The 25,595-nt window shown below is 68.5% G+C and carries 20 protein-coding genes; 14 read left to right on the top strand and 6 right to left on the bottom strand.

Features of this window, described 5'->3' with window-relative positions; genetic code table 11:
• The first annotated feature begins 14 nt into the window (after window positions 1–14).
• The 8 genes from ACR9FL_RS16700 (at window position 15) to ACR9FL_RS16665 (ending at window position 12,595) form a co-directional block, all read left to right on the top strand.
• Window positions 15–818 (top strand): potassium channel family protein, encoded by an 804-nt coding sequence (locus tag ACR9FL_RS16700; RefSeq protein WP_296175705.1) that lies wholly within the window; start codon window positions 15–17, stop codon window positions 816–818.
• Window positions 819–949: 131 nt separating this feature from the next.
• On the top strand, window positions 950–3,127 hold the full coding sequence (locus tag ACR9FL_RS16695) for a prolyl oligopeptidase family serine peptidase (protein ID WP_436356448.1): 2,178 nt from the start codon (window positions 950–952) through the stop codon (window positions 3,125–3,127).
• 3 nt (window positions 3,128–3,130) lie between these two features.
• A complete protein-coding gene (locus ACR9FL_RS16690; RefSeq protein WP_436356447.1) occupies window positions 3,131–4,591 on the top strand; it encodes a S41 family peptidase in 1,461 nt (486 codons plus the stop codon).
• A 22-nt stretch (window positions 4,592–4,613) separates the two neighbouring features.
• Entirely contained in the window at window positions 4,614–6,818 is a 2,205-nt protein-coding gene (locus ACR9FL_RS16685) for a prolyl oligopeptidase family serine peptidase (protein ID WP_436356446.1), read from the top strand.
• Between the two features lie 202 nt (window positions 6,819–7,020).
• Entirely contained in the window at window positions 7,021–7,776 is a 756-nt protein-coding gene (locus ACR9FL_RS16680; protein WP_296175711.1) for a DUF1223 domain-containing protein, read from the top strand.
• A gap of 74 nt (window positions 7,777–7,850) precedes the next feature.
• Entirely contained in the window at window positions 7,851–9,818 is a 1,968-nt protein-coding gene (locus tag ACR9FL_RS16675; protein ID WP_436356445.1) for a potassium transporter Kup, read from the top strand.
• Window positions 9,815–11,212 (top strand): RsmB/NOP family class I SAM-dependent RNA methyltransferase, encoded by a 1,398-nt coding sequence (locus tag ACR9FL_RS16670; RefSeq protein WP_436356444.1) that lies wholly within the window; start codon window positions 9,815–9,817, stop codon window positions 11,210–11,212. The genes ACR9FL_RS16675 and ACR9FL_RS16670 overlap by 4 nt, the downstream gene beginning before the upstream one ends.
• A gap of 141 nt (window positions 11,213–11,353) precedes the next feature.
• A complete protein-coding gene (locus ACR9FL_RS16665; RefSeq protein ID WP_436356443.1) occupies window positions 11,354–12,595 on the top strand; it encodes a hypothetical protein in 1,242 nt (413 codons plus the stop codon).
• 18 nt (window positions 12,596–12,613) lie between these two features.
• Here the strand turns inward: ACR9FL_RS16665 and ACR9FL_RS16660 are convergent, their stop codons facing one another.
• Window positions 12,614–13,033 carry a metallopeptidase family protein gene (locus tag ACR9FL_RS16660; protein WP_436356442.1) on the bottom strand — a complete coding sequence of 140 codons (420 nt, stop codon included), beginning with the start codon at window positions 13,031–13,033 and terminating at the stop codon, window positions 12,614–12,616.
• A 145-nt stretch (window positions 13,034–13,178) separates the two neighbouring features.
• Here ACR9FL_RS16660 and ACR9FL_RS16655 point away from each other — a divergent pair, with 145 nt between their 5' ends.
• Complete coding sequence (locus tag ACR9FL_RS16655; protein WP_436356441.1) at window positions 13,179–15,491, top strand: ATP-binding protein; 2,313 nt, start codon at window positions 13,179–13,181, stop codon at window positions 15,489–15,491.
• A 53-nt stretch (window positions 15,492–15,544) separates the two neighbouring features.
• The gene (locus tag ACR9FL_RS16650) at window positions 15,545–16,399 is read left to right on the top strand and encodes an HAD family hydrolase (protein ID WP_436356440.1); all 855 of its coding nucleotides are present in this window, start codon (window positions 15,545–15,547) and stop codon (window positions 16,397–16,399) included.
• Between the two features lie 23 nt (window positions 16,400–16,422).
• On the opposite strand, the gene ACR9FL_RS16645 is transcribed toward ACR9FL_RS16650, so the two are convergent.
• Both ACR9FL_RS16645 and ACR9FL_RS16640 read right to left on the bottom strand, forming a co-directional pair.
• Window positions 16,423–16,977 carry an ActR/PrrA/RegA family redox response regulator transcription factor gene (locus ACR9FL_RS16645; RefSeq protein WP_296175720.1) on the bottom strand — a complete coding sequence of 185 codons (555 nt, stop codon included), beginning with the start codon at window positions 16,975–16,977 and terminating at the stop codon, window positions 16,423–16,425.
• A gap of 80 nt (window positions 16,978–17,057) precedes the next feature.
• Window positions 17,058–18,560 carry an ActS/PrrB/RegB family redox-sensitive histidine kinase gene (locus ACR9FL_RS16640; RefSeq protein WP_436356439.1) on the bottom strand — a complete coding sequence of 501 codons (1,503 nt, stop codon included), beginning with the start codon at window positions 18,558–18,560 and terminating at the stop codon, window positions 17,058–17,060.
• A 58-nt stretch (window positions 18,561–18,618) separates the two neighbouring features.
• On the opposite strand from ACR9FL_RS16640, the gene ACR9FL_RS16635 reads away from it, so the two are divergent.
• From ACR9FL_RS16635 to ACR9FL_RS16620, 4 genes are all read left to right on the top strand, one after another.
• Entirely contained in the window at window positions 18,619–19,239 is a 621-nt protein-coding gene (locus ACR9FL_RS16635) for an SCO family protein (protein ID WP_436356438.1), read from the top strand.
• A 97-nt stretch (window positions 19,240–19,336) separates the two neighbouring features.
• A complete protein-coding gene (locus tag ACR9FL_RS16630; protein ID WP_436358174.1) occupies window positions 19,337–20,617 on the top strand; it encodes a polyhydroxyalkanoate depolymerase in 1,281 nt (426 codons plus the stop codon).
• Complete coding sequence (locus ACR9FL_RS16625) at window positions 20,583–21,296, top strand: M48 family metallopeptidase (RefSeq protein WP_436356437.1); 714 nt, start codon at window positions 20,583–20,585, stop codon at window positions 21,294–21,296. The genes ACR9FL_RS16630 and ACR9FL_RS16625 overlap by 35 nt, the downstream gene beginning before the upstream one ends.
• Window positions 21,297–21,386: 90 nt before the next feature.
• Window positions 21,387–21,524, top strand: a complete 138-nt coding sequence (locus tag ACR9FL_RS16620) for a hypothetical protein (protein ID WP_436356436.1) — start codon at window positions 21,387–21,389, stop codon at window positions 21,522–21,524.
• Window positions 21,525–21,860: 336 nt separating this feature from the next.
• Here the strand turns inward: ACR9FL_RS16620 and ACR9FL_RS16615 are convergent, their stop codons facing one another.
• The 3 genes from ACR9FL_RS16615 to ACR9FL_RS16605 all read right to left on the bottom strand — a co-directional run bounded on the left by ACR9FL_RS16615 (window position 21,861) and on the right by ACR9FL_RS16605 (window position 25,587).
• Window positions 21,861–23,951 carry a PBP1A family penicillin-binding protein gene (locus tag ACR9FL_RS16615; RefSeq protein ID WP_436356435.1) on the bottom strand — a complete coding sequence of 697 codons (2,091 nt, stop codon included), beginning with the start codon at window positions 23,949–23,951 and terminating at the stop codon, window positions 21,861–21,863.
• A gap of 86 nt (window positions 23,952–24,037) precedes the next feature.
• Window positions 24,038–24,658 (bottom strand): class I SAM-dependent methyltransferase, encoded by a 621-nt coding sequence (locus ACR9FL_RS16610; RefSeq protein WP_436356434.1) that lies wholly within the window; start codon window positions 24,656–24,658, stop codon window positions 24,038–24,040.
• Window positions 24,655–25,587, bottom strand: coding sequence for an alpha/beta fold hydrolase (locus ACR9FL_RS16605; protein ID WP_436356433.1), 933 nt, complete (start codon window positions 25,585–25,587; stop codon window positions 24,655–24,657). Before ACR9FL_RS16605 ends, ACR9FL_RS16610 begins: the two co-directional genes overlap by 4 nt.
• Window positions 25,588–25,595 lie beyond the last annotated feature (8 nt).

The following is a 25,595-nucleotide window of genomic DNA, read 5'->3' as shown; positions in this document are numbered from 1 at the left end:
TATCGCTGGCGGCGATGACGTCCGAACCGAGCGAATCCGGCAAATCCGAGGGCCTGCGACTGAAGGCGCGGCTGCGCTATCTTTATCACGGCACCCAGCCGGCGGCGGTCAAGTTCCGCCTGATGGTCATCGTCATCGACCTGATCATCATCGGCTTCTTCCTGGCCACGCCCATTCTCAAGGAGGCCGGCTGGGTCTTCTATGTGATGGACTATCTGATCGCCGCCATCCTGGGCCTGGACCTGGCGGCGCGGGCCTATGCCTGGTCCGACCTCAAGTCCTGGCTGAAGCGGCCGATCGTCTGGGTCGATCTGTTCGTCCTGGCCACCCTGCTCTTCCCGGTCTGGCTGGCCAATCTCGGCTTCCTGCGTCTGCTGCGCTTCTGGAGTCTTTTGAACAGCGACCTGTTCTGGCGCACCATCGGCCGGCGCTTCGACGATACGCGGGTCGAGGAGATCACCCGCGCCCTGGCCGCCCTGATCACCTTCGTCTTTGTCACGACGGGCTTCGTCTATGCCTATTTCCGGGGCAAGGCCGAGCACATCCACGGCTATCTGGACGCTCTCTATTTCACCGTGGCCACCCTGACGACGACGGGCTTTGGCGACATCACCCTGCCGGGCAACTGGGGCCGGGTCATCTCCATCGTGGTCATGCTGGTGGGCATCACCCTGTTCATCCGCCTGGCCCAGACCCTGATCCGGCCGCACAAGGTCAAGTTCCCCTGCCCTACCTGCGGCCTGCAGAAGCATGACCCCGACGCCGTCCACTGCAAGGCCTGTGGCCAGATCCTGTGCATTCCGGACGAGGGCGATTGACGCGGTTCGCGCCGTCACTGCGACGAAAGATGACAGGCTTGTAAGATTTCCGCCGCTTGCCGCCGTCCTCGCCTCTCGCCAAGGTGCCGCCGAAATTCTGTTGGGGCCCAATTCTCTTGGGGAATGAAAACATGATCCGCACTCTGGCGTCCGCCGCCGCCCTTCTTCTCGCCGCCGGAGCCGCACCCGTCGCCATGGCCCATTCGTCTGACACGCCCGCCGCCGCCGCTGCTACTACGTCCACGCCGGGCTTCGCGACCAGCGACGCGACCGATCCCTATATCTGGCTGGAAGAGGTCGAGGGCGAGCGCGCCATGGCCTGGGTCAAGGCGCACAATGAGACCTCGCTGGGGACGCTGCAGGGTGACCCGCGCTATGAGGCCCTGCACCAGCAGGCCCTGGACCTGGTGCAGTCGCGCGACCGCATCCCCTCGCCGGGCTTTACCCACGACGGCCATGTCGACAACTTCTGGCAGGACGCCGAGCACGTGCGCGGCATCTGGCGCCGCACGACCCTGGACAGCTACCGCACCGACGCGCCGACCTGGGAGACCATCCTCGACATCGACGCCCTGTCGGCCGCCGAGGGCGCCAACTGGGTCTATAAGGGCGCGACCTGCCTGGCGCCGGAAGAGCGCTATTGCCTGCTGTCCCTGTCGAACGGCGGCAAGGACGCGGTGACGATCCGCGAGTTCGACAGCGTCACCAAGACCTTCGTGGACGGCGGGATTTCTCTGCCGGAATCCAAGGGCGGCGCCAGCTGGATCGACAAGGACACCTTGCTGATCTCGCGCGACTTCGGCGAGGGCTCGCTGACGGACTCGGGCTATCCACGCACCGTGCGCCTGATGAAACGCGGCCAGAGCGTCGATCAGGCGGTCGAGGTCTTCGCCGGCCAACAGACCGATGTCTCGGTCTCGGGCTACACCCTGCGGGACGCCGACGGCGTGGTGCAGGCGGTGCTGCTGAACCGGGGCGTCAACTTCTATGAGAGCGAAACCTGGCGTCTGAACGCCGACGGCTCCACGACCCAGCTGGCCCTGCCGCTGAAGGGCAATATCAATGCCCTGGTCAACGGCCAGCTGGTGGTGACGACGGATCAGGACTGGACCGCCCCCTCGGGCCAGGCGTTCAAGACCGGCGACGTCATCGCCTGGAACCTGCAGGCCTGGCTGGCCGATCCCAAGACCCCGGCCCAGTTGGTGATCCGTCCCGGCGAACGTGAGGCGATCGAGGGCATCAGCGCCACCCGCAACAAGCTGGTCGTGGCCCTTTATGAAAACGTGCGCGGTTCGGTCTATGTCTATGACCCCGCCGACTGGAGCCGCACCCGTCTGGACCTGCCGCAGAACGTCTCGGTCGGCGTCGGCTCGGCCTCGGAACAGGACGACAAGATCTTCGTCAGCGTCACCGGCTACCTGAACCCGTCCAGCCTCTATCTGGCCGACGCGGCCACCGGCGCGGTCGATCTGACCAAGTCCTTGCCGGCCAAGTTCGACGCCGCCGGCATGCGGGTAGACCAGTTCGAGGCCCGTTCGGCCGACGGGACGATGATCCCCTATTTCGTCGTCCACAAGGACGCCATGGCCATGGACGGCTCGAACCCGACGCTGCTCTATGGCTACGGCGGCTTCCAGTCGTCGTTGCTGCCCGGCTATTCGCCCACGGTCGGCAAGCTGTGGCTGGAGCGCGGCGGCGTCTATGTCATCGCCAATACGCGCGGTGGCGGCGAGTTCGGTCCGAAATGGCACCAGGCGGCCCAGCAGGAAAACCGCCAGCGCGCCCATGAGGACTTCCAGGCCGTGGCCCAGGACCTGATCTCGCGGGGGATCACCAGCCAGCCGCACCTCGGCGTCATGGGCGGCTCGCAGGGCGGCCTGTTCATGGGCGCCATGCTGACCCAGCGCCCGGACCTGATCAATGCGGCGGTCATCCAGGTGCCCCTGTTCGACATGCTGCGCTTCCACAAGCTGCTGGCCGGCGCCTCGTGGATTGGCGAATACGGCAACCCGGACATCCCCGAGCAGCGCGCCTGGATCGAGCAATACTCGCCCTATCAGCGTCTGGCGGCGGGCCAGCCCTACCCCGAGGTCTTCATCCACACCTCGACCAAGGACGACCGCGTCCACCCCGGCCACGCCCGCAAGGCGGCGGCGCGGATGGAGGAGCTGGGCTATCCGGTCCTCTTCTATGAAAACACCGACGGCGGCCACGCGGCCGGCGCCAACCTGCGCGAAACGGCCCGCCGCATCGCGCTGGAATACACCTACCTGACGCGCCGCCTGATGGATGAACCGGCGAAGGAATAGTCGATGAAGCGTCTGGCCCGGATCGTCGTATCGCTTCTGGCGCTGTGTGCCGCCGGACCGGTCTGGGCGTCGCCCGGACCAGAGCCGGTCGTGATCGATTTTGAAGCCGGGCCAGGCTTGAACTTCCAGCCCGGCGGCGGTTGGGCGTTCCGGCCTGTTCGGGAGACGGCGCCCCAGGGCGCAGTCTTCGCCCGTTTGTCGCATGACGGTCTGGGCGAACAGCCGGCCATGGCCAACCGGTATCTGGACGCCGCGCCGTGGCGGGGGCAGCCGATCCGGCTCTCCGCCTGGCTCCGGGCCACGGGACCGGCGGCGCCCCTGGCGGGGTTGTGGCTGAGGATTGACGGCGGCGAGTCGTCTCGGCTGCTGTTCTTCGACAATATGTCGGATCGGCCTGTGACGCCGGGCGGCTGGGCGCGGCATGAGATCATCGCCTATGTGCCCGCCGACGCGGCGCGCATAACTTTCGGCGTCATGAAGGCGGGCCCCGGCGCGCTGGATATGGACGACGTCGTCCTGGCCGTGGCGGCGCCCGAAAATGGCGCGGTCGCCCCCGAGGCTCAGGCCTATCTCGATGAGGCGCTCGATGCGCTGCAGGCTCGCCACATCAATCGCGCCACGGTGGACTGGACCCAGGTGCGTGAGATTTCAGGCCGTCTGGCGGCGGGCGCCGAGACCCCCTCCGATATTCATCCCGTGCTGCGGGTCGCGGTCGGTCTGCTGGGGGAAAGACACTCGAGCTTCCGAGGGCCGTCCGCTGCGAAAGAGAGCGCCGCGCCGGATCGACCCCTGCCGCGTGGCGAGGTGGTCGCGCCCGCCGTTGGCCGCCTGATCTTGCCCGAGCTGATGCCTCGCGGCCGGGACGATCCGCTGAACGCCGCCTATCGCGAAGCCTTGGTCGAGGCGATCGCACATCTGGAAGGCGAAGGCGTCTGCCGTTGGGTAGTCGACCTGCGCGGCAATGGCGGCGGCAATATGTGGCCCATGCTCAACGGTCTTGAACCGCTTCTGGGCGTTGGTCCTTTCGGCGCCTTCGGCGATGCGACCGTGCTTCATTCGCGATGGGTTCGTCGGGCGGAGCAGATTGTCGATGTCGACCTCGATGAAGCCGCGTCTCGCGGCGCGACAGGCCGACTGGCCGACGCCCCCGTGGCGGTTCTATTGGGGCCGGGCACGGCCAGTTCCGGCGAGATGACGGCCATCGCCTTTCACAACCGGGAGCGGACCCGCACGTTCGGCGCGCCCACGGCGGGTCTGACGACCGCGAACGGCAGCCATCGCCTGCCCGATGGGGCTATTCTGCAGATCACTACGACCGGCGTGCACGACGGCGCCGGGCGCTTCATTGAGGGCCGCCTGACGCCGGACGAAGCGATACCGGACGAACAAACTGTGACGCGCGCCCTTGGATGGCTGCAAACCCAGGACTGCGCCACGCCCACCCTACTCCCAGCCCCCGCCTGATGCGGGTTACGAGGTTGCCCGCATGAAGTCTCTGTTCCTGTCCGCCGCCCTGCCGGTGTTGATCCTCGCCGCCGGGCCGGCCTTGGCCCTGGCGCCGGTCGATTCCGCCGCCGTCGCCGCGTCCAATCCGCCGCCGCACTTCCCGCGCGATCTGTCGCCCGAGGGGGTCAGGGCCGCCGACGATCATCTGGCGCTGGAAGAGGTGGACGGGGTCGAGGCCCGGGCCTTCGTCGCCGCCGAGAACGCCAAGTCTCTGTCGGCCCTGACCGGCGACCGTCGCTACGAGCCCTTCCGCCAGCAGGCCGAGGCCATCCTGACGGCCACCGACCGCATTCCCGGCGTCAGCTTCCTGGGCGAAGGCTTGGGCAATTTCTGGCAGGACGCGGCCAATCCCAAGGGCGTCTGGCGCCGCACGACCCTGGACAGCTATCGCAGCAACCAGCCGCAATGGGAGACCCTGCTGGACATCGACGCCTTGGCCAGGGCTGAGGGCCGCGACTGGGTGTTCAAGGGCGCGAACTGTCTGGCGCCGGACGAGACCCGCTGCCTGATCAATCTGTCGGACGGCGGCAAGGACGCCGTGACCGTCCGCGAGTTCGACCTGATCACCAAGACCTTCGTGACGCCGTCCCAGGGCGGCTTCGTCATTCCCGAGGGCAAGCACCGCCTGACCTGGCTGGACCGCGACACCCTGCTGATCGCCACCGACTTCGGTCCCGGCACGATGACCGAGTCGGGCTATCCCTTCATCGTCAAATCCCTGACGCGCGGCCACCCGCTGGCCCACGCGACCGAAGTCTATCGCGGCCAGCAGTCCGATGGCGGCTACGGCGTCAGCCCCATGGTCTTCCGCGACAAGGCCGGGGCGGTCGAGGCGGTGCTGTTCAGCCGTCCGCTGGACACCTTCCGCTCGGAGATCTGGCGCCTGGCCGACGGCAAGCCGGTCAAGCTGAGCCTGCCGGAACGCGTCGCCGTCGAGGGCGTCATGGGCGGCAATCTGATCTTCTCGCCCGATCAGGCCTGGACCTTCGACCGTCAGGACTATGCGGCTGGCTCGCTGCTCTCCCTGCCGATCGGCGTTTTGGGACCGGTTCGGCTCGATATCGCCATCGACGCCGACCGGGCGACCATCTTCACCCCGACCCCGCGCCAGTCGCTGCAGAACGTCACCGTCCTGTCCGACAGCATCGTCGCGGTCGTCGCCGACAATGTCGTCGGCACGCTGAAGCGCTTCACCCCGAGCGCGAGCGGCTGGACCGCGACCGACATTGCCGTTCCCGCCAACAGCGCCGTGGGCCTGGGCGACAGCTCCAAGGCCAAGGGCCAGGTCTTCGTCTCGACCCAGGGCTTCCTGACGCCGCCGACCCTCAGCCTCGCCGAGGTCTCGACCGGCGCCCTGACCGAACTCAAGTCGGCTCCGGCCAAGTTCGACGCCTCGACCCATGTCGTCGAGCAGTTCGAAGCGACCTCGACCGACGGGACCAAGATTCCCTATTTCGTCACCCGCCCGCGCGATCTGGCCATGGACGGGACCGGCCCGACCATCCTGTTCGGCTACGGCGGCTTCCAGGCCAGCTTCCCGCCCGCCTACAAGCCCGAGATGGGCAAGCTCTGGCTCGAGAACGGCGGCGTCTTCGTCCAGGCCAATATCCGGGGCGGGGGCGAGTTCGGCCCCGGCTGGCACCAGGCGGCCCTGCGCGAGAACCGCCAGCGCGCCTTCGACGACTTCGCCGCCGTGGCCCGCGATCTGGAGCAGCGCCGCATCACCAGCCCGCGTCACCTGGGCATCTATGGCCGGTCCAACGGCGGGGTCCTGACCTCGGTGTCGATCACCCAGCATCCGGAACTGTTCAATGCGGCGGTGATCGAAAGCCCGCTGATCGACATGCTGCGCTATCAGGACCTGCCCGCCGGCGCCTCATGGATCGGCGAATACGGCGATCCGCGCATTCCGGGCGACGCCGCGTTCATCGCCCGCTACTCGGCCTATCAGCAGCTGCGGCCCGAGATGAAATACCCGCGCGTCTATATCACCACCAATACGCGCGACGACCGGGTCCACCCCGGCCACGCCCGCAAGTTCGCGGCGCGACTGGGCGATCAGGGCCACGACCACCTCTACTACGAGGACACGGCCGGGGGTCACTCCAACGACGCCGATCCGGTGGCCAACGCCCGCCGCTGGGCAAGGCACTACGTCTATCTCAGCCAGCAACTGATGGACTAAGCCTGTGGGCGTCCCGCCTTGTTCGTCATCCCGGAAGCGGCTTTGCCGCTATCGGGGATCGCCAGGGACGCTACGTCGATGTCTTTGGCGGTCCAGGCTCTTCGCCTTCGGCTGCGGCCGGGATGACAATGAGGAGGGAGGCTCGTCGCCCTTCACGGTTTTATGAGCGGCGCGGACGGATCGAAGGACTAGGATCGCGGCCATGAAGGCAAGGGGTCTGATCAAGAGCGGTTTGCTCGTCGCGGCGATCATCGGGGTCGGCGCCGCCGCGCCGCCGCGCGAGCGTGACGCCTCGATCCAGCCGGTGGTGGTCGAACTGTTCACCGCCCAGGGCTGTTCCGGCTGTCCCGACGCCAATCGCACCCTGGAAACCGTGGCGAGCGAACCGGGCGTCATCGCCCTGACCTATGGCGTCGACTACTGGGACTATCTCGGCTGGCCCGACACCTTCGCCAAGCCCGAGTTCGCCGCCCGTCAGCAGGCCTATCGCCAGGCCCTGAAGCTGAGGAACGTCTCGACGCCCCAGGTGGTGATCGACGGTCGCCGCCATCTGTCCGGGGCGCGCTCGCCCGAGCTTCAGGCCGCCATCGACGCCGAGGCCGCCGCCCGCCTGCACCCGCCGGAGATCGAGTTCCGCGAAACCGGCGACCGCGTCGGCGTCGGTTCGGGCCGTCCGCCCGTCGGCGGGGCCGAGGTCATGGCCGTGGTCTATCAGCCCGGCCTGCAGACGGTGGAGGTGCGTCAGGGCGACAATCGAGGCCAGGCGGTGCGTCACGTCAACGTCGTGCGTGACGTGAAGCGTCTCGGCGACTGGACCGGCCGTCCGGTCCTGTTCGTGCTTCCGCCGGATTCCGCCTCAGAAGACAATGTCGTAGTCCTGGTTCAAGCCAAGACGGACCGACGTATCCTGTCGGCGGCCCGTCGTGCTGAACGGGGCGCGGAACCGGCGCGCGATTGAACCGCTGACCGAAAGGGGCTAAAGGCCCGCCGCTCTTGATGGGCGCGCCGTTCCGCGCGACCCGGAGGTTATGCATGGCCGGGGATACGCCCCGCGGCGACGCCGAGACGTCCGCCGCAAACGCTTCCGAACAACCGAACGCCGGGACTCCGTCTTCGCCTCCTCACGGGGCGGGCCACGGCAAGGCGACGCATCGCGCCCTGATCCTGGGCGCCATCGGCGTGGTCTTCGGCGACATCGGCACCAGCCCGATCTACGCCCTGCGCGAGGCCATCGGCCACGCTCAGAAGGGCGTCGGCGGCGAACTGGCCATCATCGGCGTGGTGTCGCTGGCCTTCTGGGCACTGATGGTGGTGGTGACGTTCAAATACGTCATGTTCCTGATGCGGGCGGACAACAAGGGCGAAGGCGGCACCCTGTCGCTGATGGCCCTGGCCCAGCATGCGGTCGGCCGGCGCAGCGCCTGGCTGTTCATTCTCGGCGTCTGCGGCGCGGCTCTCTTCTACAGCGACGGCGTCATCACCCCTGCCATTTCCGTGCTGTCGGCGGTCGAGGGCCTGAAGGATGCGCCCGGTCTGAACGGTCAGTTGGACCCCTTCATCCTGCCGATCTCTGCGGGCATCCTGATTGCTCTGTTCATGGTCCAGTCGCGGGGCACCGCCGGCCTGGCCAAGTTCTTCGGCCCCATCACCGCCGTCTGGTTCCTCAGCCTCGGCGTCCTGGGCCTGAGCCATATCTTCGACGACCTGTCGATCCTGCGCGCCCTGTCGCCGCTCTATGGGATCGAACTTCTGCTCAAGGACGGCTTCCTCGGCTTCGTCATCCTGGGCAGCGTCTTCCTGGCCGTGACGGGGGCCGAGGCCCTCTATGCGGACATGGGTCACTTCGGCAAGGCGCCGATCCGTCAGGGCTGGCTCTTCGTGGTCCTGCCCTGTCTGACGCTCAACTATCTGGGCCAGGGCGCCTTCCTGCTGGACAACCCCGGCGCGGCGGACAACCCGTTCTGGAACATGGTGCCGCAGATGATCTACTGGCCCATGCTGATCCTGGCCACGGCGGCCACGGTCATCGCCAGCCAGGCGGTCATCACCGGCGCCTTCTCGGTGACGCAGCAGGCGGTCCAGCTGGGCCTGCTGCCCCGCATCGACATCCGCAATACGTCGGAAACCCTGGCCGGCCAGATCTACGTCCCGGCGGTGAACAGCCTGCTGATGATCGGGGTTCTGTTCCTGCTGCTGACCTTCCAGTCGTCGCACAATCTGACGGCGGCCTATGGCGTGGCCGTCACCGGCACCATGCTGGTCAACACCCTGATGTCCTGGTCGGTGGTGACCAAGAAGTGGAAGTGGCCGATGTGGGCGGTGCTGGGCACCCTGGTCCCGTTCGGGATCATCGACGGCGTCTTCCTGACCTCCAACCTGCTCAAGATCCCTGATGGAGCCTGGATGCCGCTGGTCCTGGGCGGTGGTCTGGTGCTGATCATGTGGACCTGGGTGCGCGGCACCCAGATCCTGACCGAGAAGACCCGCAAGGACAGCCTGCCCCTGCATGACCTGATCGAGATGCTGAAGGCGCGTCCGCCGCACCGGGCGCCGGGCACGGCCATCTTCCTGACCTCGGACCCCGAGGTCGCGCCGGTGGCCCTGATGCACAATCTCAAGCACAACAAGGTCCTGCACGAGAAGAACGTCATCCTGACGGTCCATACCGCCGACCGGCCGCGCGTCGCCGACAGCCAGCGCGTGACGATGGAGCCGATCAGCGACGACTTCAAACGCCTGACCATCACCTATGGCTTCATGGAGACGCCGAACGTGCCGCGTGCGCTCGGCCTGTGCCGCAAGCAGGGGCTGAAGTTCGACATCATGTCGACCAGCTTCTTCCTCGGCCGTCGCTCTGTGGTGCCCTCGGCGCGTCAGGGCATGCCCCTGTGGCAGGACAAGCTGTTCATCTTCCTGATGCGCAACGCGGCCAATCCGACCGACTTCTTCCATATCCCGCCCGGCCGCGTGGTCGAATTGGGCACGCAGGTATCCGTATGAGTGGTGGCACCCCCAAGGGCAAAAGCTCGGCCGCGCGCGGTCGTCGCATGGCTGAAAAGGCGCGCGGTCCGCGTCGCGAGGCCAAGCCCGAGGTCGTGGCCGACGACCCCCACGCCGACATCGGCGTCGAGGCCCGCCTGGTCGCCGGCGTCCTGCTGAACGCCGCCCTGGAGAAGCGCACGGGTCTGGACGAGGCGCTCAGCCAGTCCCCGGCCAAGGACCTGGACGGGCCCGACCGCGCCTTCGCCCGCGCCGTGGCCATGGCCGCCCTGCGCCGTCTGGGCGAGATCGACCAGATCCTGGACCGCCGCCTGCAGAAGGCCCCGCCGGCCCCGGTGCGCACCATCCTGCGCGTCGCCCTGGCCCAGACCCTGGTCCTGGGCACCCCCGCCTTCGCCGCCGTCTCGACTGCGGTGAAACTGGCTGAGCGCGACGCCAAGACCCGCCCCTACAAGAACCTGGTCAACGCCGTCCTGCGCGGCGTGGATCGCGACGGTCCGGGCCTGACGACGGCGGAATCCAACCTGCCCGACTGGCTGGCCGCCCGCTGGAGGGCCACCTACGGCGAGGCCGCTCTCCTGGGCCTGGCCCTGGCCACCCGCGAGGAGCCCGCCACCGATCTCAGCGCCAAGCCTTCGGTCGATCTGGCCGCCCTGGCCCAGGACGTCGAGGGCGAGGTCCTGCCCGGCTGCACGGTCCGCACCGGCAAGCGCGGCGACGTCGCCGGCTGGCCCGGCTTCGAGGCCGGCGACTGGTGGGTGCAAGATGCCGCCGCCGCCGTCCCCGCCCGCCTGCTGAACGCCAAGGCCGGCGAGACCGTGCTGGACATGTGCGCCGCCCCCGGCGGCAAGACCCTGCAATTGGCCGCGACGGGCGCCGAGGTGGTGGCCCTGGATCGTTCGCCGGCCCGCCTGAAGCGCCTGAAACAGAATTTCGACCGCACCGGCCTGCCGGTCGAGGTCGTCGCCGTTCCGGCCGAGGACTGGGAGGATGCGCGCGTCTTCGACGCCGTCCTGCTGGACGCCCCCTGCACCGCCACCGGCACCTATCGCCGCAACCCCGAAGTCCTGCGCGCCACCCGCCCCGCCGAGGTCGCCAAGCTGGCCGACGTGCAGCACCGTCTGCTGGACGTCGCCGCCGAGAAGGTGAAGCCCGGCGGCCGCCTGGTCTATTGCGTCTGCTCGCTGGAACGCGAAGAGGGCGAGACCCAGGTCATCGCCTTCCTGCGCCGCAACCCGGCCTTCCGCACGGTTCCCGCCGTTCCGGCCGAGATCGGCGCCCCCGACGAGGCCCTGACGCCTGAAGGCTGGCTGCGCATCCTGCCCTCGCAATGGGCCGAGCGCGGCGGCGTGGACGGTTTCTTCGCCGCCCGGCTGGAGCGGATCGAGGGCTAGGACCCTCAGTCGCCCCTTTAGGGGCCGCGTCATCGCGAGGGATGACACTGTTCGGCTGAATGGCTAAGCTTGGGTTCGATCTCGCGATGGGCCTGGGTTCATACTGGATCGCTCCCCCGATTCAGTAGGATGAGCCTCGGTATGAAACTGATGATCGCGGCCCTGGCCGCCCTCGCCTGCACCGCCGGCGCGGCGGTCGCGCAGGACAAGACCCCGGCGGAGGTCGCCGCCGCTGCCGCTGCGTCGGCCGCGCGGGCGACGGCGCTTCTGGAGGCCAACACCCGGCCGATCGCCTTTGAGGGCGGCCTGTCCGGCCCCGGAGCCGACTTCCTCCGCGACCAGACGCAGAAGGCCCAGTTCGTCCTGTTGGGCGAAAGCCATAACGACCACGACACCCCCCTGTTCGCCGGGGCGCTGTTCGACAGCCTGCGGGACTGGAGCGCCTTTGACACCCTGGTGGTCGAGGTGGACCCGGTCGCCGTCGATACGCTGAAACTGCCCGCCAACCGCGGCAAGGCCGAGGCGGCGGCGGATCTGGCTCGGCGCTATCCCAACCATATCGGCTTCGCTTCGGATCAGGATCTGGAGCTGATGGCCCATGCGGCGGGCGTGGCTGACCTTTGGGGTATTGAACAGGTGCAAGGCGCCCAGCCGCTTCTCGAAGAACTGACAACCCTCGCCCCCAACCCCGCCGTGCGCGCTCAGGTCGAGACCCTTCTGGCTCAGGTGAAGACCCTGGAGACGCGGCGCGATCAGTTCGGGGCCTTTCTTCATGGGGATGCCGAAACCCTGCCTCGGCTCCAGGCCCTGACCACGGCCTTCGCCGCCGCGCCCGACTCGCGGGCGGCCTTCCTGCTGGAGACGATGACGACCTCGGCCGAAATCTACGCCTATTACCGCCGCGCGCGTGCCGGCGAGCCGGTGGGCCTGTTCAACAACACCGTGCGTGAGGCGCTGATGAAGCGACTCTTCCTGCGCCAGTATCGGGCCGCCGAGGCCGCCGGCCGCACGCCGCGCGCCCTGTTCAAGATGGGCGCCTGGCATATGTACCGGGGACGCAATCCGAACCAGGCCTTCCCGATCGGCAACTTCGTCCACGAGTTCGCCATAGCCAACGACGCCGAGGCCTATGGCGTCTACGTCGTGGCGCGGGGCGAACACGCGCGCGAACCGTCGTGGATGGCGCCCCTGTTGTCCGCCACGGATCAGCCGGTCGTGATCGACCTGCGCGCCCTGCACCCGACCGCCAGTCTGTTCGTCGCCCAGGTTCCGGTCGAGCAACAGCCGGCCCTGCGAGACTTCATCTACGCCTTCGACGCGATCGTCATCCTGCCGAATAGCCGCAAGGCGAGCTTTGACCGCACGGGCTTCCCCGAGCGCTAACGCTCGGCGGCCGCCGCCTCAGTCCTCGTCCTCGATGTGATGGATCTGATCGTCGTCGAGGCCCAGGTGGTGGCCGATCTCGTGGATCAGGACGTGGGCGATGATCTCGGCCAGACCGACGTCGCCGCGCTCGCACCATTCATCCAGGATCGGGCGGCGATAGAGGAAGATGCGCGACGGTTCGGCCGCCGGACCCATGGCGTCGCGCTCGCCGATGTGGACCCCGGAATAGAGGCCGGTCAGTTCGAACGGGTCCTCGATCTCCAGATCGGCCAGGGTCTGCTCGTCGGCGAAGTCGTCGACGCGGATCACCACCTCGCCGGCCGCCTGGCGAAACACTTCGGGCAGGGCGGCGAAGGCGGCCTCGGCCAGGCGGGCGAAGTCGTCGAGCGAGGGGGCGGGCTGGTCGTTCCACGCCGGGTTCGGGGTCTGGGTCATGGTTCCGATATCGCCTCGGGACGCGCGCGCCGCAATCCGTCGTCTCGCCGCATCGCAATCGCTGCAATCAGGGTATGGTAAACGCGAATCGGTTCGACGCCCGTGTGGCGCGGGTCCGGCGACAGACGGGTTTCTTGGGGAAGGCATGGCCGAGGCCGACATCGCCTATGTGGCCACCGCGGGCGCGGCAGGGCTGGCGCTGGCGATCAGCGCCTGGGCCTGGCGGCTGCGCAAGCGTCTGGGCGCGCGCGAGACCGAGGTCGAAACCTGGCTGTCCGGCGAGCGCGCCCACGCCGCCGCCTGCGAGGGGGCCCTCAACGTCTTCGACGACGTGCGGCTGGCCCTGACGCCCGAGGGGGCGGCGCAGTCGGTGTTCGGCGCGCCCGAGGCCCTGGCGGTGCTCGCGCCCGGTCGCGAAGGCGCGGCGGCGGCCGAGGCGATTGTCGCGGCGCTGAACGCCTCTCACACCGGGCACATGGAGGGGCTGATCCAGCGCGGCGAGCCGTTCGAGACCCTGCTGGAATCCGCCGACGGCGCCTGGACGGTCGAAGGCCGCGCCCTGGGCGGCTCGGCCTGGCTGCGCCTGTCGAAGCTGGGCGGGGCCGAAACCGCCGCCGACGCCGGCCTGGGGGCCCTGACCGAGGCTTCGCCGGCCCCGACCTGGGTGGTTGACGGCGCCGGGCAGCTGATCTGGGCCAATAAGGCCTGGTTGACCGAGACCAAGGCCGAAACCCTGGCCGAGGCGCATGAGGCGGGGCTCAGCTTCGATCGCGGGGCTGACCTGATCGTGGCCGAGGCCTCGCGCCTGAACGCCCGTCAGGAGGGCTTCCGCTGGGTGTCGTCGGACGGTCGGCGCAAGGCCTGGCGCATCCTGGCCGAGCCCCTGGCGGGCGGGCGCGGCGCCGTCATAGCCTTCGCCATCGACATGACCGAGGCCGAGGAGACGCGCGACACCCTGCGTCGTCACGTCGAGGCCCATGACGAGACCCTGAACCACCTGGCGGACGCCGTCGCCATCTTCGGCCCGGCCAAGCGGCTGGCCTTCCACAACACCGCCTTCCAGTCGCTGTTCAACATCGACCCGGCCTGGCTGGACGAGCGCCCGACCCACGCCGAACTGCTGGATCGCCTGCGCCAGAAGCGCCAGCTGCCCGAGGTCATCGACTACGCCGGGTGGAAGGCGCAGGAGCTGGAGTTCTACGGCGCCGCCCAGGCCGCGCCGGACGACAGCTGGTCCCTGCCCGACGGCCGCACCCTGCGCGTGGTGCGTCAGCCCCACCCCCTGGGCGGCATCCTGCTGATCTTCTCGGACATCACCGACGAGCTGCAGCTGCGCAGCCGCTACAACGCACAGATCCAGGTCCAGACCGCGACCCTGGACAAGCTGAACGACGCCGTCGCCGTCTTTGGCTCGGACGGCCGGCTGCGGCTCAACAACGACGCCTTCGAGATCTTCTGGGGCGTCTCGGCCGAGAAGCTGGCCGAGGCCGGGGATTTCGACGCCGTGGCCGCCCTGTGCCGCCCGGTTCTGGACGACGCCGCCCTGTGGCTGGGGCTGAAGGCGCGTGTGGCCGACCCCGATCCCGAAAGCCGCGTGCCGATCTCGGGCGAGGCCCGCACCGACGACGGCCGCGTGGTGGCCTGGCAGACCCGGCCCCTGCCCGACGGCGCCACCCTGGTCGCCTTCTCCGACGTCACCGCCCGGCGCGAGCTGGAACAGGCCCTGGCCGCCAAGGAAGCCGCCCTGGCCGAGAGCCAGGCCCTGAAGCGCGAGTTCGTCGGCAGCGTCTCCTATGAGCTGCGCACGCCCCTGACCACCATCGTCGGCTATTCGGAGCTGCTGGAGGCCATGGGCGACCTGCCCGAGCGCAGCCGCCAGCACGCCGGGGCCATCCGCGTCGCCGCCAGCCATCTGGCCCGCTCCATCGACGACGTCCTGGACATGGCCCAGATCGACGCCGGCGAGATGGAGCTGACCTTAGGCGACATGCGCGTCTGCGACCTGCTGGAGGCCTGCGCGGAGAAGGTGCGCGGCAAGGTCGAGGGCCGGGGCGCGGTCCTGACCGTCGCCTGCCCTGCCCGCCTGAAGCCGGTCCGCGCCGACGCCCGCCGCATCGGTCAGGCCGTCGATCATCTGCTGGAAAACGCCTGCCGGGCCGTGTCCGAGGGCGGGGCCGTGACCCTGACCGCCGAGGTCGGATCGGGCGAGATCCGCATCCGCGTCGAGGATACCGGCCGGGGCATCCCCTATCACCTGCAGGCCCACGTCTTCGACCGCTTCGTGCGACGCGAGCGCGGCGGGCCGGGCGTGGCCTTGGCCCTGGTCAAGGCCCTGGTCGAGCTGCACGGCGGCTGGGCCGAGGTCCAGTCCGAACCGGGCAAGGGCGCGGCCTTCATCCTGCACCTGCCGGTCGAGGCCACGGCCCCCACGGCGGCCCCGGAACTGCTGCTGGGCTGATGTTTCGCCCATGTCGTGCTAGAGGGCCTGTCCAAGCCCTCTAGGACGCCCCCATGGCCGACACGACCCGCCCCCTGCTCAAGACCGCCATCATCTATGATTTCGACGGCACCCTGGCGCGGGGCAATATGCAGGAGGTCAGCTTCATCCCCTCGATCGGGATGACGCCGGCCCAGTTCTGGAACGAAACCGTCCGTCCCCGGACCATCGCCTCCGACGGCGACGGCATCCTGATGTACATGCAGATGATGCTGCAGACGGCCCGCGAGCAGGGCGCGCCGGTGACGCGCCAGACGCTTCAGGACCATGGTCGCGACGTGGCTCTGTTCGAAGGCCTGCGCGACCGTTCCTGGTTCGACCGGATGAACGAATTCGGCGCCCAGTACGGCCTGGAGATCGAGCACTACATCATCTCGGCGGGCCTGGAGGAGATGATCCAGGGCTGCCCCATCGCCGAGGCCTTCACCCACGTCTTCGCCTCGAAGTACGCCTATGACGACAAGGAGGTCGCCGTCTGGCCCGCCGTCGGCGTCAACTACACCACCAAGACCCAGTACCTGTTCCGCATCAACAAGGGCGTGCACAACCACTGGGACGACGAACGCATCAACCGCTTCATCCCTGACGAGGAACGCCCCATCCCGTTTGACCGGATGATCTTCCTCGGCGACGGCGACACCGACGTCCCGACCATGAAGATGATGCACACCAAGGGCGGCTTCTCCATCGCCGTCTACGACCCCGACAACACCCCGCGCGACCACAACAAGATCCACCGCCTGATCTCGGAAGATCGCGTCAACTTCGTCGCCGAGGGCGACTATCGCGAGGGCACGCCGGTCGACCTGATCGTCAAGGGTCTGATCGGCCGCATCGCGGTCAACTACGGGCGGATGCCGGCGGACTGATCCGCCAGGCGCCAGAGGGTCTCTTATCGAGGGGCGCGCTTGGCCAGGATGCGCTGCAGGGTGCGACGATGCATGCCCAGGCGACGGGCGGTTTCCGAGACATTGTGGTCGCACAGCTCATAGACGCGCTGGATATGCTCCCAGCGCACCCGGTCGGCGCTCATCGGGTTTTCCGGCGGCTCGGGGGCTTCGCCGACCGAGAGCAGGGCCTTGACCACGTCGTCGGCGTCGGCGGGCTTTTGCATATAGTCGACGGCGCCGGCCTTGACCGCCGCGACGGCGGTGGCGATGGCGCCGTATCCGGTCAGCATGACGATGCGGGCGTCCTCGCGCCGCTCGCGGATGGCCTCGACCACCTTCAGGCCGTTGCCGTCCTCCAGCCGCATGTCCAGCACGGCGAAGGCGGGGACCGAGACGCGCAGGGCGTCGCTGGCCTCGGCCACGGAACCGGCCAGGGTGACGTCGAAACCGCGCGCTTCCAGCGCTCGACCCATGCGGGTGCGCAGGGCCGCGTCGTCGTCCAGCAGCAGCAGGGTCTTGTCGGCCAGGGTGGCGATGCGGGCTTCGAGTTCGGACATTCGGTTCTCCTGAGGCTCAGGTCGTGCGTCTCAGCCGCATGGTCAAGGTTTTAGCTCCCGGCTGCGACATCAGGTTCCACCTAGACCTTGGCGGTTTCAAGGGCGGGATCGGCGACTTCCAGGGCCTGTCGCGGCCAGCGGACGGTGACGCGGGCGCCCCTGGGCTGGCCTTTCTCGCCGTCGCCGGCGCCGACCGAGACCTTGCCGCCGCTGCGTTCCAGCAGGGTGCGGGCGATGAAGAAGCCCAGGCCCATGCCGCCCTGGCTGGGGGCGATAGGGGCGGTGACCGGCGGCGGCGCGGCGGCCTTGCGGCCGGTCTTGCGCGGAGCGTCCGAGGCGGCGGCGATCTGGGCCGCCAGCGCCCGACGCGCCTTGGCCTGAGGCCGGCTGGTGACATAGGGCTCGCCCAGACGCGGCAGGATCTCCGAGGCGAAGCCGGGGCCGTCGTCCAGGATGTCGATCTCGATCCAGCCGGCGTCGACGATGGCGGTGACGCGCACCCGGCTGTTGGCGAAGTCGGCGGCGTTCTCGATCAGGGTGGACAGGCCGTGGATGACCTCGGGCAGGCGGTGAACGCGCGGCAGGGGCTGACCGGGCGGGGCCTTCACCGCCGTCAGGAAGTCCAGGTCAAAGCCCCGGTGCGGCTCGACCACCTCTTCCAGCAGGGCCTTGAGGTCGACGTCGGCGTAGAGGGCGTCGCCTTCCTCGGGCTGGGCCGACAGCTGTTTCAGGATGTCGCGGCAGCGCTCGGCCTGTTGCAGCATCAGGGCGGCGTCCTCGGCCACGGGGCTGTCGGGCGGCGAGGCGCGCAGCAGCTCCTTGGCCACCACCTGAATGGTCGCCAGCGGGGTGCCCAGCTCATGCGCGGCGGCGGCGGCCAGACCGCCCAGCGCCGCCAGCCTCTGTTCGCGTTGCAGCACGTCCTGGGTGGTGGCGAGGGCCAGCTCCAGCTTCTCGGCGTCGGCGGCGACCTTCCAGGCATAGCCCGAGGTGAACAGGACGCCGGTGGCTAGGGCTAGCCCCATGCCGAAGCGATAGAGGGGCGGCAGGACCAGATGCTCGTGCAGCCGCCACGGCAAGGGCAGGGACCAGGAGAAGAGGACGGCCAGGGCGATCAGGGCCATGACCCCCAGGACCAGAGCCTGACGCGAGGGCAGGGAGGCGGCGGCTATGGTCACCGGCGCGACCAGCAGCAGGCAGAAGGGATTGTCCAGCCCGCCGGTCAGGGCCAGGAGCGTGGCCAGCTGCAGGATGTCGAAGCCCAACTGGGCCGCCGTCTGCGGGCCGTTGGGCAGGCTGCCGTCGATACGCCGGGCGCGGGCCATGGCGGCCAGGTTCATCACCACCCCGGCCCCGATGGTCGCCAGGCATTCCCACAGGGGCAGGGGGAAGTGCAGGGCGAAATAGGCGGTCAGGATGGCGCAGGTCTGACCGACGACGGCCAGCCAGCGCAGCACGATCAGGGTCCGTAGCGACAGGCCGCGCCCGCGCCGGGGACGCTCGCGCAGGGCCTCCATCGAACCGGAGGAGCCGGCGGCGGCCTTTACAGCCTGCGACAGGGAGGGGGCTTCTGTGCTGCTCACGCCTCTTCTATAGACCGCCAAGCTGACGGCTGCATCCTCGCCGTCGCAGGAGAAGCCGATGCCGCGTCGCCCCGTCATTCTGTTCGCCGCCGCCTGTACGGTCATCGCCCTGGCCTTGGGCCTGATCACCATGGTCGTGGTCAAGGGACGCGAACAGTCCGCGCAGGTGGCGGAGAGCGGCACGGGCCAGCCCGCCGTCGGCGGCCCCTTCACCCTGACCAACCAGGACGGACAGGTGGTCGATCAGTCGATCCTGAAGGACAAGTGGACCCTGGTCTTCTTCGGCTTCACCTACTGCCCCGACTACTGCCCGACGACGCTCGGCGTGCTGAACGCGGTGCAGGAACGTATGGGCGACAAGGCCAAGGACCTGCAGATCGTCTTCATCAGCATCGACCCCGAGCGCGACACGCCGCAACTGCTGAAGGACTATCTGTCGTCGGACGGCTTCCCCACGGGTGTCATCGGCCTGACCGGCACGCCGGAGCAGACGGCCCGGGTCGCCAAGGAATACCGCGCCTTCTACCAGAAGGTCGGCGAGGGCGAGGGCTATACGATGAACCACAGCCTGACCGTCTATCTGATGGGGCCGGACGGCCAGTTCCGCAGCGCCGTGGCCCACGACCTGGGGCCGGATCGCACCGCCAAGCTGATCGAGAACGCCATGGAGCGCGGCTGATCACCTTTCCCTGATCAGGCCCGACCTTGGTCTGTTTTGCGTTGGAATGCGTTATATGCTGCACTGCCGCATCGGCGGGGGCCGCAGTCGGGGTTTCATGCTCTACGCATTTCACGAGCTCGCCTATCATTCGGCGACGCCGTTTCGGATCGGGGCCCAGATGGCCCGCCAGTTCTGGACGTCGCCCTTCAACCCGGCCTCTGACACGGCCATCGGTCGCACGGCCTATGCCTCGGCCGAGGTGTTCGAGAGCCTGACGCGCCGCTACGGCAAGCCCGCCTGGGGTCTGGAGACTCTGGACATCGACGGTCATGCGGTGCGCACGACCGAGCAGGTCGTCTGGTCCTCGCCTTGGTGCCGGCTGGTGCGGTTCGCGCGCCACCTCGGGGACCTCAAGCGGGCTGGGAAGGCGACGGCGGCGCCCGCCGTCCTGATCGTCGCCCCCTTGTCGGGCCACTACGCCACCCTGCTGCGCGGCACGGTCGAGGGTTTCCTTCAAGACCACGACGTCTATGTCGCCGACTGGGAGAACGCCCGCCAGGTGCCGGTGCTGGAAGGCCGCTTCGACTTCTACGACTACATCGACCACGTTCGGGCCATGCTGACGGCCATCGGCCCGCGCGCCCACGTCGTCGGCGTCTGTCAGCCGGGGCCGCCGGTGCTGGCGGCCTGCGCCGTCATGGCGGCCGAGAACGACCCCAATCGGCCCGCCTCCATGACCTTTATGGGCTCGCCCATCGACGCCCGCCTGTCGCCGACGGTGACCAACCAGCTGGCCGAGGAAAAGCCGTTCACCTGGTTCAAGTCGAACATGATCCACACCGTGCCTTGGCCCTATCCGGGCTTTGGACGAAGGGTCTATCCGGGCTTCGTCCAGCTCTACAGCTTCATGTCGATGAACGAGGACAAGCACATCGACGCCCACCGCCGCTATTTTGAGAGCCTGGTCGATGGCGACGGCGACGGGGTCGAGAAGCACGAGCAGTTTTACGACGAATATCTGTCGGTGCTGGACCTGACCGAGGAGTTCTATCTCCAGACCATCGACATCGTCTTCCAGCAGCATCTGCTGGCGCGCGGCCTGTTGGAACATCACGGCAAGACGGTGGACCTGTCGGCCATCACCGACATCGGTCTGGCCACGGTCGAGGGCGAGAAGGACGACATCTCCGGCGTGGGTCAAACCCAGGCCGCCCATGGCCTGACGCCCAATCTTCCCGACGATCGCCGCCTGCTATACGTCCAGCCGGGCGTGGGGCATTACGGGGTCTTCAACGGCCGCCGCTTCCGCGACGAGATCTATCCGCGGGTGCGCGACTTCATCGCCCAGAACGAGTCCTTGAGTGCAGTATCGGAACGGTCAGCGGCTGCCGCTTGAGGGCGGGGGCGCTCTTCGCCTGTCGGTGAACCCGCGTGCACGAAGGCTGTCGATCCGCATCGACGCCCGCGCCGGCGAGGCCGTGGCCGTGGCGCCGTCTGAACGCCGGCTGGGCGAGGTCGTGGCCTTCGCCCGCACCAAGTCGGACTGGATCGCTGACCGACTGGCCGCACGGGTGGCGGGAACGCCTCTGGCGCCGGGCGGCGAGGTGTCCTGGCTGGGACGAAGCGTGCGGCTGGAGGCCGTGGGCGGGGCGGGCGCGGCGCGTCTGGTCGAGACGCCGGACGGGCCGGTGATCCGCTCGGGCGGCGAGGGCGAGGCCTTCTCGCGCCGGGTCGAGAACTGGTTCAAGCGGGCGGCGCGCGAGTTTTTGACGGCCCGCACCGAGGTTCATCTGAAGTCACTGGGCCAGAAGCCGGTCAGGGTGTCCATCGTCGACACCCGCTCGCGCTGGGGCTCGTGCAGCCCGCATAACCGCTCGATCCGCTATTCCTGGCGGGTGATCATGGCTCCGGCCGAGGTGGCCGACTATCTGGCCGCGCACGAGGTCGCCCACCTGGTCCACGCCGACCACAGCCCGGCCTATTGGGCGGTGGTGCATCGGCTGGTCGGCGACCATCGACCCTTCCGCCAATGGCTGCGCGACCACGGCGCGGCCCTGCACGCCGTGGGGCGGTAAAGCGATCGTCTGATCGACCTGTCGTCTATCTATATCTAACGTCGATTTTTGATCGGTTGCCGGTGTGGCCGCTCGCTGCAAAGATAAAGCATGTGGGTGAGAGCAGCGGTCCTGGCAGCGGGTTTGGCGGCGGCGGTAGCGGTCGGTGCCTGGCGGTATGCGGAGCGCACCCGCGTCATCGAAGGCACCTGGCTCTATATGTTCGAGGGTTCAGAGTTTTTCGAGTAGCGACTGCCGGGGCGCGAATGCGACCTGTATCGCAATCGCGATAGCGCGGGCTGGCTGAACTACGGGCTGGCCGAAGCTGTCCCGGCAGCGCGACACGAGCATCCGCTTCCGAGCACAGGAACATATCGTAGCCGAGATGGCGTGTGGCCGTTGGACGCCTTTGAGGTGCGCTTTGTGGGTCGGAAGCATCTTACCCCATTCGGAGGCGGTCATCTGGGGCTTTGGAAGTCCGAATACGAAGTGGACCGGATGCTTTCCGTCAAGCCGATCCTGGGTTTGGGCTGTATCGTCAACTAGCCGCCCCTAGCCGACGACAGGGTCTGCGACCGCCTTATCCTAGAAGAAGTCGGCGTCGGCCTTTTTCTCGGCGCGCGGAGCCTCCTTGGCGGCCGGCTGGGGCGAGGTCGGGCGGATGATCGGTTGGTCGTTGGGCAGGGGGACGGGCGTCGGGATCGGCTGGCCGTCCACGACCGCCGGGCCGGACAGGCCGTCTGCGGGCTGGGCGTAGGGGTCCTCGACCTGGCCCATCATGTCGCCGACGGGGTCGGGCGCGACCCAGCCTTCGGGCAGGGGCGGGCCGTTGGGGATGGTCTGGACCGCCAGCTTGGGCAGGGCGGCCTCCATGAAGCCACGCCACATGGCGGCCGGCGAGGAGCCGCCGGTCACGCCGCGCATGGCCTTGTTGTCGTCCTTGCCGACCCAGACGGCGGCGACGAAGCCGCCGGTGTAGCCGACGAACCAGGCGTCCTTGTAGTCCGAGGTGGTGCCGGTCTTGCCGGCGATGTCGCGCCCGCCGATGGCCGCCGAACGGCCGCTGCCCGAGGTGATCACCCCGCGCAGCATCTGGTTCATGTAATAGAGCGAGGGGTTGTTGATGGTCTGGCCGTTTTCGCCCGTGCCGTGGTTGTAGATGACGCGGCCCGAGGGGGTGCGAATGCGGCTGATGCCATAGGCTTCGACCCGCTTGCCGCCGTTGGCGAAGGCGTCATAGGCCTGGGCCATCTCCAGCGGGCTGACTTCGACGGCGCCCAGGGCCATCGACGGTTGCAGGCCGATCTCGCTGGTGATGCCGAGGCGACGCGCGGCGCGGGCCACGCTGTCGCGACCGACCTGGTCGGCGACGTAGGCGGCCACCGTATTGGTCGACTGGGCCACGGCCTGGGCCAGGGTCATCTGGCCGGAGAAACGCCCGGAATAGTTCTTTGGCGACCATCCGCCGATGGTGACGGGTTGGTCCACGACCGGCGTGGTCGGGGTGTAGCCGGCCTCGACCGCCGCCAGATAGACGAAGGGCTTCCACGCCGAGCCGGCCTGACGGCGGGCGTCGGTGGCGCGGTTGAACTGGCTGTCGGCGTAGGAGCCGCCGCCGATCATGGCGCGCACCCGGCCTTCGCCGTCCAGGGCGACCAGGGCCGCCTGTTCGACGCCCCGGCCCTTGTCGCGGTCCAGGATGCGGCGCACGGCGCGCTCGGCGTCGGTCTGCAAGGTCAGGTCCAGGGTGGTCTCGACCACCATGTCCTCGGTTGGTTCGCCGACCAGGCCGCGGATCTGCTTGTCCAGCCAGTCGATGAAATACTGGGCGTGCTGGCTGGCCAGGGTGCGCGAGACACGGACGGGCTGGGCCACGGCGGCGTCGCGCTGGGCCGGGGTGATGGCGCCGACGTCGACCATTTCGTTGAGCACGACATTGGCGCGGGTGGCGGCGCGTTCGCTCTCTGACACGGGCGAATAGCGCGAGGGGGCCTTCAGCAGGCCGGCCAGCAGGGCGGATTCGCCCACCGTCAGCTTGTCGGCGCTCTTGTCGAAATAGCGCTGTGAAGCCGCCTCGATGCCATAGGCGCCGGCGCCGAAGTAGACCCGGTTCAGATAGAGGGCGAGGATTTCCTTCTTGGTGAACTTCATCTCCAGCCAGACGGCCAGCATCAGCTCCTGAACCTTGCGCTTCAGGTTCTGGTCCGGCGTCAGGAACAGGTTCTTGGCCAGTTGCTGGGTGATGGTCGAACCGCCCTGGACCACGCGCCCGGCCTTGAGGTTCAAGGCCATGGCCCGGCTCATGCCGATGGGGTCGAAACCGGGGTGGTGATAGAAGCGCCGGTCCTCGATGGCGATGAAGGCGGCCGGGACATAGTCGGGCAGGGCGTCCAGATCGACCGGGGGCGCCATCTGGGTGCCGCGCACCGCGATCAGGGCGCCGGAGCGGTCCAGATAGGTGATCGAGGGTTGGCGATCGACGTCATAGAGGGTCGAGGTGTCGGGCAGGTCGCGCGCGAAGACGGCGAAGAAGACGACGGCGAAGATCAGGCCCCAGACGGCCAGGACCGCGCCCCAATAGAGGAGGTTGCCGAGGAAGGATCGACGCGGCTTGGTTCTGCCGTTCGGGCCGCCGCCCTGGTCGTTGCGGTCCGGTCCGCCGTCTCTACGCGCCATGAAAGTCCCTCTTGCCAGCGACGCGACCCTAGCCGGTCACGTGGCCGCAGAAAACGCCCCGCTTGAGTTCACATGAGCGTGAGCGCCTATTTCGCCGAAAGAATGGCGCGTCGGGCCAGCCAGACGCCCTGATCGCCGGCGTTTGCGACCGTCAGTCCGGCCTCGGTCAGCAGGACGCGATAGGCCTCGGGAGCCAGGCTGCCGTGATAGAGGGGCTCGCCGCGCCATTCGCCGATCGCCTCGCCATGCGCGGGACCGGCGGTGAACATCAGGCGTCCGTCCTCGGCTACGCGGGCGGCGAGGGCAGGCAGGACATGCGTCTGAGCCTCGGGCGTCAGGTGGAACAGGCTGTGCCAGGCCAGAACGCCATGGAAGCGACCCTCCGGCACGGCCTGGCGCATGTCGCCGAGGCGCCAGTCGCCTGAGGGCAGGGTCTCGCGGGCGTGGGTGATCAGAGCGGGCGAGGCGTCCAGGCCGACGACCTTGAAGCCGCGCGCCAGCAGGGCGCCGCCCATGGGCCAGCCCGAACCGCAGCCGACGTCCAGCACGCGGGCGCCGGGCGGCCAGCCCGCCGTGAAGCGGTCGAGCCAGGCGACTTCGTCCCAGTCGCCCTCGTGCTGGCGCAGGGCGGCGCCCCGGTCGCGAATCCAGTCTGCGGCCTTGTCCTGATAGAGGCCGATGATCCGATCCGCGGCCGGATGGCTCATCGCGCCAGGAAGGCGTCCAGGTCGCCGTAGAAGGCCGTCGGTTGGTCCAGCATGATGAAGTGGGCGCTGTCGTCGATGCGCTTCAGTTTCGCCCCCGGCAGGGTCGCGAACGACATCTGATAGATGGCGTCGGTGATGGCGTCGGTCATGCGCGGGTCGTTAAACTTGACGTAGAGGACCTCGGTCGGGGCGGTGATCTTGCCCAGCTCCGGGCGCAGGTCGGTGACGATCAGTTCGCGGAAGGCGGCGGCCGAGACCTGCTGGTCGCTGGTTTCCGTGTCGTGCAGCGGGCCGGTGCGGGCGGCTTCGGTCCTGATCATGGCGGTGACGGCGGCCTTGGCCTGGGTCAGGTATTGATCGCGCGGCGCGGTCGACTGGGCAGTGAAGACCTGATCGGCGACGGGGATGACGCTTTCCGCCGTGGTTCCGGGCGGGCCGAACATGGCGCCCATGAAGGGGATCATGTCCACGACCATCAGCTTGCCGACCAGGTCGGGATGCCGCGCGGCCAGCATCATGCCCATGGTCCCGCCCATGGAATGGCCGACGACGGCCGGCTTGTTCAGGCCCTGCTCGCGGATGTAGCGGGCGATCTCCTCGGCCACCGGGGCGGCGACAGGTCCGCTTGCATTGCCCTCGGCCGGGGCGCCGGCGAAGCCCTGAACATGGATGCGGTGAACGCGGTAGGCGCCGTTCAGGTGATCGACCGTTCCTTGCCAGACGGCGGGCGAGGAGCTGAGGCCGGGGATGAAGATGACGTCCGGCCCCTGACCCTCGACGGCGACATGGATGCGGTCCGAGGCGAAGGCGGCGTGCGCATGGTCGTGAGCGGCGTGGTTGACGTGGCCGTCCTGGGCCAAGACGGGCTGTGCGGCGGCCAACAACAGGGCGGCGGCCCCGGAAGCAAGGACGGAGGCGGTGCGGATCATGGCGTCTT

The sequence above is a fragment of the Brevundimonas sp. CEF1 genome (genome assembly GCF_051353055.1).
In the GTDB taxonomy this organism is placed as follows: Bacteria; Pseudomonadota; Alphaproteobacteria; order Caulobacterales; family Caulobacteraceae; genus Brevundimonas.
The sequence above is the reverse complement of the archived record's forward strand: the minus strand, read 5'-3'. Positions and strand labels throughout refer to the sequence as shown.